Source organism: Pseudoxanthomonas japonensis (assembly GCF_010093445.1).
GTDB lineage: Bacteria > Pseudomonadota > Gammaproteobacteria > Xanthomonadales > Xanthomonadaceae > Pseudoxanthomonas_A > Pseudoxanthomonas_A japonensis.
Window position 1 is genome coordinate 41,896 of sequence record NZ_PDWW01000002.1, and the last position, 11,486, is coordinate 53,381.

Here is an 11,486-nt window from a genome sequence, read left to right on the forward strand (position 1 = left end):
TTTTTCGTTGGCCGCCGCGCCGTGCGCTACCCGCCCACGCGGTCACCGCCCGTAGCGGCGCCGAAATGCATTACCCGCGGCCCGCCCGGCGTCCCGTTCGGCGAGCTGGCCGTCCAGGCAGACGACGTAGGTGTCGCCGGGCGCGGCGACGGGATCCGTGCCGCCGGTGAAGCGCGAGAACGCGGGCAGCACGGTCAGGCCCGGACGCATCAGGAAGGCAGGCCATCGGCCGGGCAGGCCGGGATAGCGCACGCGCGGATGGAGGTGGCCGGCGATCACATGCCCCGCGTCGGTCCTCGGCAGATGGCAGAGCCGGAACGGACCGCGCGGGGTGTTCTCGCCCAGCAGCGCGAGGTGCCACGCCTCGGCCTGCCGGTGCAGCCGGCGGTCGTGGTTGCCCGCCACCACGGAAATGGGCAAGGCCGCATGCGCCGCGCGCCAGGCCTGCCATTCCTGCTGCCACGCGCCACCGTCTGCAGCGCCGTGCAGGAAGTCGCCCAGCACGCACAGCTCGCGTGCGCCCGTCGCCTCGAGCAGTGCATGCAGCCGCGCCAGGTCCTCGCGCGTGCCGCCGCGGGGCACGGCAATGCCGCCACGCCGCAAGGCCTCGCCCTTGCCCAGGTGCAGGTCGGCGATGAACAGCACCGCCTCTGCGGGCCAGAACAGCGCCCGGTCCGCGAGCAGCCGCATCGGCTCGCCCGCCAGTTCGCGCACCAGGCTAGCGGCCATGCCGACGCTCCAGCTGCTCCGCCGCCCGGCGCACGCGCACCTGCCAGTCCTCCGTGCTCAGGTGGCCGCGCATGCCGTCCGCCCACAGCGGGAACGCCAACGGCGTGAGGCTCTCGGGCTGTTCCACCGCGATCGCCTGCACCTGCAGCCGCCGCAGGGCCTCCTCGATCCCGGCCACCTGCAGGTCGTCTTCCAGCGCTTCGCGCCGCGCCAGCGCCAGCAGCAGGTGGCCGGGATCGTGCTGCGCCAGCACGTCGAACAGCAGGCCGCTCGACGCCTGCAACTGGCGCAGGCTGCGCGGCGCGCGGCCCGGCAGCGAGGGCGGCAGCAGGCCGGCCACGCGCGCGATGCCGCGGAACTGCCGGCGCGCCAGTTCGCCCAGGTTGGCGCCCTGCGTGAGGTCGTCGAGCAGGCCGTCCGGCGTCAGCAGGTCGCGCAGCGTATCGGCGTCCAGCGCCAGCGGCCGTTGCGGCGACAGCATGAAGCCCAGGTCGTTGGCCGACATGGCGAACGTGTTGGGCGCGCGACGGCCCAGCCGCCACGCCAGCAACGCCGCGAGGCCCTCGTGCGTGCGCCGGCCGGCGAACGGGAAGACGAATACGTGCTGCCCGTCGCGCCGGCGCACCGTTTCCACCAGCAGCAGGTCGGGCGACGGCATCCGGCTCAGCCGCGCCTGCACATCCAGCAGCGGCTGCAGCGCACGCATCTCCGGCGACGTGCGGTCGTTCGCCAGCGTGGCGCAGACCTGCCCGGCCAGGCGCGTGGACAGCGGCATGCGCCCGCCCATCCAGCGCGGCACCACGCCATCGCCCTGTTTCACCAGGCGCACGTAGGCGGTCATGTCCTGCAGCCGCACCAGCTCCAGCAGGCGGCCGGCGAAGCGGAACCGGTCGCCGGGCCGCAGCCGGCCCACGAACGCTTCCTCCACCGCACCGAGTCCACCGCCGCGCAGGAACTTGACCGCGACGTTGCCGTCGCTGGCGATGGTGCCGATGGCCAGGCGGTGGCGCAGGGCGACGGTGCGGTCGTGCACGCGGTACACGCCATCGTCGTCGCGCACCACGCGGCGGTACTCGGGATAGTGCTCGAGCGCGTCGCCGCCACGCACGACGAAATCGAGCACCCGCTGCCAGGTGGCGGCGTCGAGCGCGGCGAACGCCCCGGTCGTGCGGACCTCGTCGAACAGCGCCTCCGCCACGAAGCCGCCGCCCAGCGCGATGGTGACGCAGTGCTGCGCCAGCACGTCCAGCGGCAGGCGCGGCGGGTGGCGCACTTCGACCGCGCCGTCGGCGATGGCGGTGCGGGTGGCGGCGTACTCCGCCAGTTCCAGCGCGTGCGTCGACACGCAGAGCACGTGGCCGGTTTCGCCCGGCCGGTGGCGCGCGCGCCCGGCACGCTGCAGCAGGCGCGCCACGCCCTTGGGACTGCCGATCTGGATCACCTGGTCCACGGACGGGAAGTCCACGCCCAGGTCGAGGCTGGAGGTCGCCACCACGCAGCGCAGGGTCGCCTCGCGCAAGCCCGCTTCCGCCTGCTGCCGTACGGCGGGATCCAGCGACCCGTGGTGCAGCGCCAGCGTGCCGGCATCTTCCGGCCACACGGCGGCCAGCGCCTGGTGCCACAGCTCGGCATGCGCGCGCGTGTTGGTGAACAGCAGCGTCGTGCGCACGGCCATCACGCGCGCCATCACGCCGGCCAGCTGGCTCAGGCCGAGATGGCCGCTCCACGGGAAGCGGACGATGTCCGGCGGCAGCAGGGTCTCCAGGGTCATCGGCCGCGGACGCGCCGCCGACAGCACCTGCGGCGGCACGCCCGGGGGCAGCAGCGCACGGCGGGCGTCGTCCAGGTTGCCCAGCGTCGCCGACAGCCCCCAGGGGCGCACCTGCGGCGACCACCGCCGCAGGCGCGCCAGCGCGAGCTGCGTCTGCACGCCGCGCTTGCTGCCCATCAGCTCGTGCCACTCGTCGACCACGATGCAGCGCAGCGCGGCGAACATCGGCGCGGTGTCGGGATAACTCAGCAGCAGCGACAGCGACTCGGGCGTGGTGACCAGCACGTCCAGCTTGCCGCCGCGCGCCAGCCGCTTGTCGCGCGCACTGGCGTCGCCGGTGCGCTGCGCCACCGTCCACGGCAGGCCGAGCGCGAGCGCGGTGTCCGTCAGCGCGCGCGTGGTGTCCGAGGCCAGGGCACGCAGGGGCGTGATCCACAGCACGCGCAGCGGTCGCGGTGGATTCCGCTTCCGGCCCGTCGGGACCGGCGGCTCCGCCAGCGCCTCCAGCAGCGGGCCGCCGAAGGCCGCCAGGGTCTTGCCGCTGCCGGTGGGCGTGTGGATCAGGCCCGATTCGCCGGCCAGGTAGTGCCGCCACGCCTGCCGCTGGAACGGCAAGGGCGTCCAGCCGCGCGCCGCGAACCAGTCCCGCAGGCGCGCGAGCGGCGTCACCGCGCCAGCGCCTTCAGCGTCGCCAGCCGGTCCGCCTCGGCGGCCGGCTTGTCGCGCCGCCAGCGCAGGATGCGCGGAAAGCGCACGGCGATGCCGGACTTGTGGCGGTTGCTGACGTTGACGCCTTCAAAGCCGAGTTCGAACACCTGTTCGGCCACCACCGAACGCACCGGACCGAAGCGCTCGCGCGTGTGGGTGCGGATCCACTGGTCGAGCGCGAGGATCTCGGTGTCGTCCAGGCCGGAGTACGCCTTGGCGACCGGCACCAGCTCGCCGGCCTCGTCCCACACGCCGAACGTGTAGTCCGTGTACAGCGTGCTGCGCCGCCCGTGGCCGGCCTGCGCGTACAGCAGTACCGCGTCGATGGTGAGCGGATCGATCTTCCACTTCCACCAGTCGCCGCGCCGGCGTCCGCTGCGGTACGGCGAGTCGCGCCGCTTCACCATCAGGCCTTCCACGCCACGGCCACGCGAGGTCGCGCGCATCGCGGCGGCGTCGTCCCAGCTCGCGGCGCCGGCGTCCGGCGACAGCACCAGCCGCGGATCGCCGGTGGCCTCGAGCAACTCGCGCAGGCGCTGCCGGCGCGCGTGCAGCGGCCACTCGCGCAGGTCGTCGCCGTCCAGCTCGAGCAGGTCGTAGGCGAGCACGCGCGCGGGCGCCGCCGCCAGGTGCTTGCTGCCGGGGCGCTTGCGCTGGATGCGCGTCTGCAACGCGGAGAAGGGCAACGGCGCGTCGCCCTGCTGCCATGCGAGCAGTTCGCCATCGATCACCGCATCGCGCGGCAAGGCGCCGGCGGCGGCTTCGATCTCGGGGAAGCGGCCATCCAGCCGCTCTTCGCCGCGCGACCACAGCGCGACCTCGCCGCGGCGGCGGATGATCTGCAGGCGGATGCCGTCCCACTTCCACTCCAGCAGCCAGTCGCCGATGTCGCCCAGCTGCTCGACGGTGCCGTCCAGCGGCGAGGCCAGGAAGAACGGGTAGGGCTGTTCGCGGTCGCTGTCCTGCGCCTCGGTGGACAGCAGCGCGTCGAGGAACGCCGGCGTCGGCGGCCAGTCGCCGAGCATGCGCTGCGCGAGCAGGGCGATGGGAACCCCGGAGAGATCGGCCAGCGCCTGCTGCACCAGCCGCAGCGACACGCCGATGCGCAGCGCACCGGTCAGCAGCTTGGTGAACACCAGGCGCTCGCCCTCGGGCAGCTGCATCCAGGCGTCGACCACCATGCGCCGTCGCGTGTCCACGTCCGCGCCCGCCACCGGCAGCAGCCGCTGTTCGATCCAGGCATGCAGCGGCACGTCGGCCGCGGGCGACGGGGTCGGTGGGAGCAGCAACGCCAGCGTCTCGGCAAGATCGCCCACGTGCGAATAGCTGTCGTCGACCAGCCAGGCAGGCAAGCCGGCCACCTCGCCGCACCAGCTCCGCAGTTCGCCGCTGGCGGCGATGCGGCGCAGCTTGTTGCCGGCCAGCAGCCACAGGCCCCACGCGGCATCGGCGCGTGGCGTGGTCCGCACGTACGCGGCGATGGCGGCGCGCTTGTCCAGCGTGCCGGTGCTGTGCTCCAGCGTCTGGTAGAGCGCGGCGAAGGCCTTCATCCCTCGGCACCGAAATCGGTGGAGAACGCGTGCGCGTCGTGGCCGCGCTCGCGCAGGTAGCGGATCAGCGCATCGGTGCTGCCATGGGTGGCGATCACGCGCCGCGCACCGGTCTGTTCGATGGTGTCCAGCAGCGCGGGCCAGTCGGCGTGGTCGGACAGCACGAAGCCGCGGTCGTAGTTGCGCCGCCGCCGGTTGCCGCGCAGGCGCATCCAGCCGGAGGCGAAGCCGTGCTCGGCATCGCGGAAGCGGCGTATCCACGTCGAGCCGGCCGCCGACGGCGGCGCGATGACCAACCGGCCGGCGTAATCCTTGCCCTTGGGCTGCTCGCCGACGGGCTCGGTCGCGATCAGGTCGATGCCGGCCTGGCGGTACACCTGCACGCCGATATCGACCGCGCCATGCAGGAAGACCGGCGGTTCGTCGAAGCGCGCGAGCTCGGCCAGGATCCGCTGCGCCTTGCCCAGCGCATACGCGTACAGCACGGCGGTGCGTCCGCGCGCCGCGCAGGCGCGACGCCAGTCGACGATGCGTGCGACTTCCGCGCCGGTGTCGGGCCAGCGGTAGACGGGCAGGGCGAAGGTCGCTTCGGTGATGAAGACATCGCAGGGCACCACCTCGAAAGGCGCGCAGGTGGGGTCGGGTTGGCGCTTGTAGTCGCCGGAGGCGACCCAGACTCTGCCGTCCACCTCGATCCGCACCTGCGCCGAGCCCAGCACATGGCCGGCCGAATGCAGCGACACACGCGCCGATCCCAGCTTGAAAGACTCGCCGTAGGCGTGCGGATGGAACGTCTGCTCGCCCAGCCGCCAGCGCAGCACCGGCATGCACTCGTGGACGGCGTGGTAGCACCCCATGCCGATGCGGGCATGGTCGCCATGGCCATGGGTGATGACCGCCGTCGCGACCGGCCGCCAGGGGTCGATATGGAAATCGCCCGCCGGGCAATACAGGCCCTCGGGGCGAAGCTGGACGATGTCGCGGTCATGCACTGCCATCAGTCGGCATTCCAGGGTGAAGCGGGTGATGCGGACGTGATGCGGAGCGCCGCGCATTCATGCTGGCGCGACGGCCGCCGACACGGTGTTCACCAACATGACCCGCGGTGCACATCGCGGTCACGCGTCGCATGGAAGATCCGGTGCATGCCGTGCATCGCAACGACGCGCCGTCATCGCGCTGCGTCGATCGCATGCCTCCCTTCGCCGACGTCCCCCCTGGAGTTCCGATGGCCAGCCAGAAGAAGCCCGCCAAGTCCGCCCGCACGCCACGACCCGCCGCACGAGGCGCGGGCGACGAACGCCACGGCAGCGCGGGCGGCAAGCATCCCGCGCTGACGACCAACCAGGGCATCCCGGTCGCCGACAACCAGAACTCGCTGCGCGCGGGTCCGCGCGGCCCCACCTTGCTGGAGGACTTCATCCTCCGCGAGAAGATCACCCACTTCGACCACGAGCGCATCCCGGAGCGGATCGTGCATGCGCGCGGCACGGCGGCGCATGGCTACTTCGAGCTGAAGAAGTCGCTGGCCAAGTACACCACCGCGAAGGTGCTGACCGAGGTCGGCGTGCGCACGCCGGTGTTCACCCGCTTCTCCACCGTCGCCGGCGGTGCGGGCTCGGTCGACACGCCGCGCGACGTGCGCGGCTTCGCGGTGAAGTTCTACACCGGCGAGGGCAACTGGGACCTGGTGGGCAACAACATCCCGGTGTTCTTCATCCAGGACGCGATGAAGTTCCCGGACGTGGTGCACTCGGTGAAGATGGAGCCCGACCGCGGCTTCCCGCAGGCGGGCAGCGCCCACGACACGTTCTGGGATTTCGTGTCGCTGACGCCCGAGACCATGCACATGATCATGTGGGCGATGAGCGACCGCACGATCCCGCGTTCGCTGCGCACCATCGAGGGCTTCGGCGTGCACAGCTTCCGGCTGCTCGATGCGCAGGGACGCTCGACCTTCGTGAAGTTCCACTGGCGGCCCGTGCTCGGCATCCAGTCCACGGTCTGGGACGAGGCGGTGAAGCTGCAGGCGGCCGACAACGACTTCCATCGCCGCGACCTGTTCGAGGCGATCCAGGCCGGCGCGTATCCGGCCTGGGATCTCGCCGTGCAGCTGTTCACCGAGGAACAGGCGGCGGAATTCCCGTTCGACCATCTCGACCCGACCAAGCTGATCCCCGAGGAAACCATCCCGCTGACCGTCATCGGCCGCATGGTGCTGGACCGCTGGCCGGACAACTTCTTCGCCGAAACCGAACAGGTGGCGTACTGCCCGGCGAACATCGTGCCCGGCATCGATGTCAGCGACGATCCGCTGCTGCAGGGGCGGCTGTTATCCTACCTCGACACGCAGCTCTCGCGCCTGGGCGGCCCGAATTTCCACCAGATCCCGGTCAACGCGCCCAAGTGCCCGTTCGCCAACCTGCAGCGCGACGGGTACATGCAGATGGCGGTGCCGAAGGGACGCGTCAACTACGAGCCGAGTTCGCTGCAGGCCGACGCGCCGCGCGAGACGCCCGCGGGATTCCGCAGCCATGCCACGCCGGTGGAGCCGGGCGGCAAACAGCGGCTGCGCCCCGAATCGTTCGCCGACCACTACAGCCAGGCGCGCCTGTTCTTCCGCAGCCAGAGCGCGCACGAGCAGGCGCATCTCGCCTCGGCGCTGGTGTTCGAACTGTCGAAGGTGGAGACGCCGCATGTCCGCGAGGCGGTGGTCGGCCACCTGCGCCACATCGAGCAGGCGCTGGCCGAACGCGTGGCCAAGGGCCTGGGCATGGACGCGTTGCCGGAAGCGCCCGATGCCGCGGTGCCGCCCAGGGACATGCCGCCATCGCCGGCGCTGCGCATCATCGACCGCATGCGCGACACGCTGGAAGGACGCGCGGTCGGCCTGCTGGTCGACGACGGCTCCGACGCGAAACGGGTCAAGGCGCTGCGCAAGGCGATCGAGCGCGAAGGCGCCACCGTGAAGATCGTCGCGCCGCGCGTCGGCGGCGCGACACTCGACGACGGCACGCGGCTGCCGGCCGACGGTCAGCTGGCCGGCACGCCGTCGGTGCTGTTCGACGCCGTGGCGCTGGTGCTCGATGCCGACGCCGGCAAGCGCCTGGCGAAGGAAGCCGCCGCCGTGGATTTCGTGCGCGACGCCTTCGGCCACCTGAAGGCGATCGGTGTCGATGCCGGTGCGCAGGCGCTGCTGAAGGCCGCGGGCGTCGGCCGCGATGCGGGCGTGGTCGATGCCGACCTGACCGAGGCATTCCTCGCCGCGGCGCGGACGCGCCAGTGGAACCGCGAGAAAAAGGTCCGCACGCTGGCGTGATGCCTTCGCGCGCGTCGAGACCGCCCACCTGATTCCATCCACACGGAGATCCCCATGGACCACCTGACTGCCGGCTACACCTTCCTTGGTTTCTTCCTGCTCGCGCTCGGGCTGGTGCTCTCGATCCTGTGGATCCTGGTGCCGTTCGCGGTCTTCGGCATCAAGGGCCTGCTGCGGCGGCAGATCGAGGAGCAGCGCAGGACCAACGAGCTGCTGGCCACGGTCGCGCAGCGCCAGCAGATCGTCGCCGACACGTATGCGGCGGCACCGGGCACGGTGGTGCGCGAACGGCCGGTCATGCCGCCGCTCTGACGCGGCGCCGGCGTCAGCGCGGCACGCTGTCGCGCGCGTCCGGATAGTCCTGGTCGGGATCGGGACGACCGGTCCGCGGGTCGTCGGGCTGGTCGTGGTCCTTCCAGCGCGCCTTGTCGTTGCGATGCTTGTCGGGCGTATTGGCCTTCTCGCCGTCACTGTGCGGGTTGGGCTTCTGCGTCATCGGTCGGCTCATGGGGTCGGCTCCAGCGTGGACAGTGACGATTCCAGCGCCCGCGCAGTGATCGTCGCGTGAGACACGAGTGCTGCGGTTCACTCCCCGATCACGGGAAGCGCGCGAAAAACAGGGTCATGACCGATGCCGCTTCCCCGTCCACACCGTCCACGTCCACCTCGCCCGGCGAACACCGCCTGACGCGCCGCGCCGCGATCCTGGGCTTCCTGTTCCGTTACCGCAAATCCGGCGTGTTCAACGGCCTGTCGCTGGAACCGGCGATGCTGGACGAGGAGCTGGCCGACGACGGCAGTCCGGACAAGTTCGCCGACGAGCTGGAAGCGCTGGGCCCCACCTTCGTCAAGCTGGGGCAGATGCTGTCGACACGGCCTGACCTGGTGCCTGCGCCCTATGCGACGGCGCTCGAGCGCATGCAGGAGAAGGTCACGCCGGTGTCGTTCGACGTGATCCGCGACCAGGTCGAGGATGCGCTCGGCGTGCGCATCAGCAAGGCCTACGCCAGCTTCGACGAGACGCCGCTCGGCTGCGCCTCGCTGGCGCAGGTCCATCGCGCGACGCTGCGCGACGGCCGCGAGGTGGCGGTGAAGGTGCAGCGGCCCGGCGTGGCGCAGCAGCTGATGGCCGATCTCGACCTGCTGCGCGGCATCACCAGCACCGCCGACCGCTTCACCGACGTGGGACGCCATGTGCGCTTCTCCGAATGGCTGGGCGAGTTCTCGCGCTCGCTCACCGCCGAACTCGACTACGTGGCGGAAGCGGAGAACCTGGAACGCTTCCGCGAACACCTGGCGCCGTTCCGCCAGCTGTGGGTGCCGGCGCCGGTGTGGGACTACACCGCCAAGCGCGTGCTGACCATGGAACTGGCCGACGGCCGCCGCGTCGACCAGATTTCCGGCCTGCGCCGTACCGAACAGGGCATGACGCCGCTCGCCGAGGATCTGCTGCGCGGTTACCTGGATCAGGTGTTCGTGCATGGCGAGATCCATGCCGATCCGCATCCGGGCAACCTGCGGGTGACGGAAGACGGACGCCTGGCGATCTTCGATCTGGGCATGGTCGCCAACGTGCCGCCGCGCCAGCGCGATCGCCTGCTCAAGCTGCTGTTCGCCGCCGTCGACGGGCGCGGCGAGCAGGTGGCGGAAGAGTGCATCGCCTTGGGCATCCGGCTGGAGGACTACGACGAGCCGCGCTTCCTGCGCGAGGTGGGCCAGCTGATCGCGCGCTATGGCGCGCACCAGGCGTCGATGTCGGAGGGCAGGGTGGTGCTGGACCTGGTGCGCATCGCCACCCAGTGCGGCCTGCGTCCGCCGCCGGAACTCAGCCTGCTCGGCAAGACGCTGCTCAACCTGGACACCGCCTGCCACCTGCTGGCGCCGGATCTCGATACCAAGCGCGTGGTCGAGGACCAGCTGCAGCACGTCATGCGTGCGCGCCTGCGCAAGTCGCTGTCCTCGCCCAACCTGGCCAGCGAGATGATGGAAGTGCAGGCGCTGCTGCGCGACGGCCCGCGCAAGCTGTCGGACATCCTATCGCTGGTCGCCGAGAACCGGTTCCAGATGCGGGTCACCGGCCTGGAGGAATCCAGGCTGATGGAGAACCTGCAGAAGATCGCCAACCGCATTTCGGTCGGCGTCATCACCGCCGCGCTGATCCTCGCCTCGGCGATGATGATGCGCGTGCCGTCATCGCACACGCTGTGGGGCTATCCCGTGGTGGCGCTGGTGCTGTTCCTGCTGGGCGTGGCGCTGGGCGGCGGCATCATCGTCAGTTCGCTGCTCAGCGATCATCGCGCCCGCTCGCGCGAGGAGCGCGGGCCGCGCTGAGGCCGTCGCCGGAGGCGATCAGCCCTTGGGGCCGCCCATGACCGGCAGCACGATGCCGTTGACGTACGACGACATCACCGGCGAGGCGAGGAAGACGAAGGCCGGCGACAGTTCCTCCGGCTGCGCCGGGCGGCCCATCGCGCTGTCCTGGCCGAACGCCGCGACTTCTGCCCGAATCGGCGCCGGTGACGATCTTCGCGAACACGCGTCGGCATCGCGTGATCGCGACGCGCCTTCACGCCGACTCGACACCGGCTGAGGCAACTTCACCAAACTGAACTCCAACAGGTACTGCCATGTCCATGTCGGCTGTCGTCCTCATCATCGAAGACAACCGGAGCCTCGCCGAATCGGTGGGCTTCTACCTGGAAAGTCGCGGCATGGAGGTCGACTACGCGGCGGACGGCGGCGAGGGCTACCGGTTGGCCGTGGAGAACCGCTACGACGCCATCATCCTCGACGGCCATCTGCCGCGCATGGATGGCCTGGACGTGGTGCGGGCGCTGCGGCGCGAGGCGCGCATTTCCACGCCGATCATCATGGCGACCGGACGCGACACGCTCGACGACAAGCTCGCGGGCCTGGAGGACGGCGTGGACGACTACCTCACCAAGCCCTTCGCCACGCAGGAACTGGAGGCGCGGCTGCGCGCGGTGATCCGCCGCAACCGCAAGGAAGTGGCCAGGCAGGTGCTCAAGGTCGGCGATCTGTCGTTCGATCCCACCTGCCACCGCGTGCGGCGCGGCGACCGCGAACTCGAGCTGTCGCCGGTGTCGGCGAAGCTGCTGACCATCCTGATGCGGGAGTCGCCGCGCGTGGTGTCCCGCCGCGAGATCGAGCGCGAACTGTGGGGCGACGATCTGCCCGATTCGGACGCCCTGCGCAGCCATCTCTACAACGTGCGCAAGGCCATCGACCGCGGGTTCGATACGCCGCTGCTGCATACGGTGCAGAGCGCGGGCTATCGCATCGCCGACCTGCCGCCGGGGCAGCGTCCGCCGCGCGTGGCCGCCGCGGTCGTCTAGTCGCTGCGCGGCGGTTCCGTTCGCCGATCGATCGGCATGGGGTCGCGGGGCTG

At 71.1% G+C, this 11,486-nt stretch carries 9 protein-coding genes and 1 pseudogene; 4 read left to right on the forward strand and 6 right to left on the reverse strand.

The genetic code is table 11. The features are described 5' to 3' along the window. Positions 1 to 42: 42 nt before the first annotated feature. Genes pdeM through CSC78_RS01990 form a run of 4 tightly spaced genes read right to left on the reverse strand, consistent with a single transcriptional unit; the run spans position 43 to position 5,756 of the window. Positions 43 to 729, reverse strand: coding sequence for a ligase-associated DNA damage response endonuclease PdeM (pdeM, locus tag CSC78_RS01975; protein WP_162336241.1), 687 nt, complete (start codon positions 727 to 729; stop codon positions 43 to 45). Beyond that, positions 719 to 3,169: a ligase-associated DNA damage response DEXH box helicase gene (locus CSC78_RS01980; protein ID WP_162336242.1), complete on the reverse strand. Its 2,451-nt coding sequence runs from the start codon at positions 3,167 to 3,169 to the stop codon at positions 719 to 721. The genes pdeM and CSC78_RS01980 overlap by 11 nt, the downstream gene beginning before the upstream one ends. Continuing rightward, positions 3,166 to 4,758, reverse strand: coding sequence for an ATP-dependent DNA ligase (locus CSC78_RS01985; protein ID WP_162336243.1), 1,593 nt, complete (start codon positions 4,756 to 4,758; stop codon positions 3,166 to 3,168). Before CSC78_RS01985 ends, CSC78_RS01980 begins: the two co-directional genes overlap by 4 nt. Next, complete coding sequence (locus CSC78_RS01990; RefSeq protein WP_162336244.1) at positions 4,755 to 5,756, reverse strand: ligase-associated DNA damage response exonuclease; 1,002 nt, start codon at positions 5,754 to 5,756, stop codon at positions 4,755 to 4,757. The genes CSC78_RS01985 and CSC78_RS01990 overlap by 4 nt, the downstream gene beginning before the upstream one ends. Before the next feature lie 230 nt (positions 5,757 to 5,986). Between CSC78_RS01990 and CSC78_RS01995 the strand changes: the two genes are divergently transcribed. Both CSC78_RS01995 and CSC78_RS02000 read left to right on the forward strand, forming a co-directional pair. Next, positions 5,987 to 8,077, forward strand: a complete 2,091-nt coding sequence (locus tag CSC78_RS01995; RefSeq protein ID WP_162336245.1) for a catalase — start codon at positions 5,987 to 5,989, stop codon at positions 8,075 to 8,077. A 54-nt stretch (positions 8,078 to 8,131) separates the two neighbouring features. Continuing rightward, on the forward strand, positions 8,132 to 8,389 hold the full coding sequence (locus CSC78_RS02000; protein ID WP_162336203.1) for a hypothetical protein: 258 nt from the start codon (positions 8,132 to 8,134) through the stop codon (positions 8,387 to 8,389). A 13-nt stretch (positions 8,390 to 8,402) separates the two neighbouring features. Here the strand turns inward: CSC78_RS02000 and CSC78_RS02005 are convergent, their stop codons facing one another. After that, a complete protein-coding gene (locus CSC78_RS02005; RefSeq protein WP_162336204.1) occupies positions 8,403 to 8,585 on the reverse strand; it encodes a hypothetical protein in 183 nt (60 codons plus the stop codon). A 116-nt stretch (positions 8,586 to 8,701) separates the two neighbouring features. On the opposite strand from CSC78_RS02005, the gene CSC78_RS02010 reads away from it, so the two are divergent. Then, positions 8,702 to 10,408, forward strand: a complete 1,707-nt coding sequence (locus tag CSC78_RS02010) for an ABC1 kinase family protein (protein ID WP_162336246.1) — start codon at positions 8,702 to 8,704, stop codon at positions 10,406 to 10,408. An 18-nt stretch (positions 10,409 to 10,426) separates the two neighbouring features. Here CSC78_RS02010 and CSC78_RS02015 read toward each other — a convergent pair. Beyond that, positions 10,427 to 10,597: pseudogene (locus tag CSC78_RS02015) on the reverse strand (SDR family oxidoreductase); the annotation flags it as partial. A 107-nt stretch (positions 10,598 to 10,704) separates the two neighbouring features. Between CSC78_RS02015 and CSC78_RS02020 the strand changes: the two are divergent. After that, positions 10,705 to 11,433, forward strand: a complete 729-nt coding sequence (locus CSC78_RS02020) for a response regulator transcription factor (RefSeq protein ID WP_162336247.1) — start codon at positions 10,705 to 10,707, stop codon at positions 11,431 to 11,433. Positions 11,434 to 11,486 lie beyond the last annotated feature (53 nt).

What these genes read in the sequence shown, in the direction of transcription:
- CSC78_RS02020 (WP_162336247.1), top strand. Translation starts at nt 10,705, where the DNA reads ATGTCCATGTCGGCTGTCGTCCTCATCATCGAAGACAACCGGAGCCTC.
- CSC78_RS02000 (WP_162336203.1), top strand. Translation starts at nt 8,132, where the DNA reads ATGGACCACCTGACTGCCGGCTACACCTTCCTTGGTTTCTTCCTGCTC.
- CSC78_RS01985 (WP_162336243.1), bottom strand. Translation starts at nt 4,758, where the DNA reads ATGAAGGCCTTCGCCGCGCTCTACCAGACGCTGGAGCACAGCACCGGC.
- pdeM (WP_162336241.1), bottom strand. Translation starts at nt 729, where the DNA reads ATGGCCGCTAGCCTGGTGCGCGAACTGGCGGGCGAGCCGATGCGGCTG.
- CSC78_RS01995 (WP_162336245.1), top strand. Translation starts at nt 5,987, where the DNA reads ATGGCCAGCCAGAAGAAGCCCGCCAAGTCCGCCCGCACGCCACGACCC.
- CSC78_RS02010 (WP_162336246.1), top strand. Translation starts at nt 8,702, where the DNA reads ATGACCGATGCCGCTTCCCCGTCCACACCGTCCACGTCCACCTCGCCC.
- CSC78_RS02005 (WP_162336204.1), bottom strand. Translation starts at nt 8,585, where the DNA reads ATGAGCCGACCGATGACGCAGAAGCCCAACCCGCACAGTGACGGCGAG.
- CSC78_RS01990 (WP_162336244.1), bottom strand. Translation starts at nt 5,756, where the DNA reads ATGGCAGTGCATGACCGCGACATCGTCCAGCTTCGCCCCGAGGGCCTG.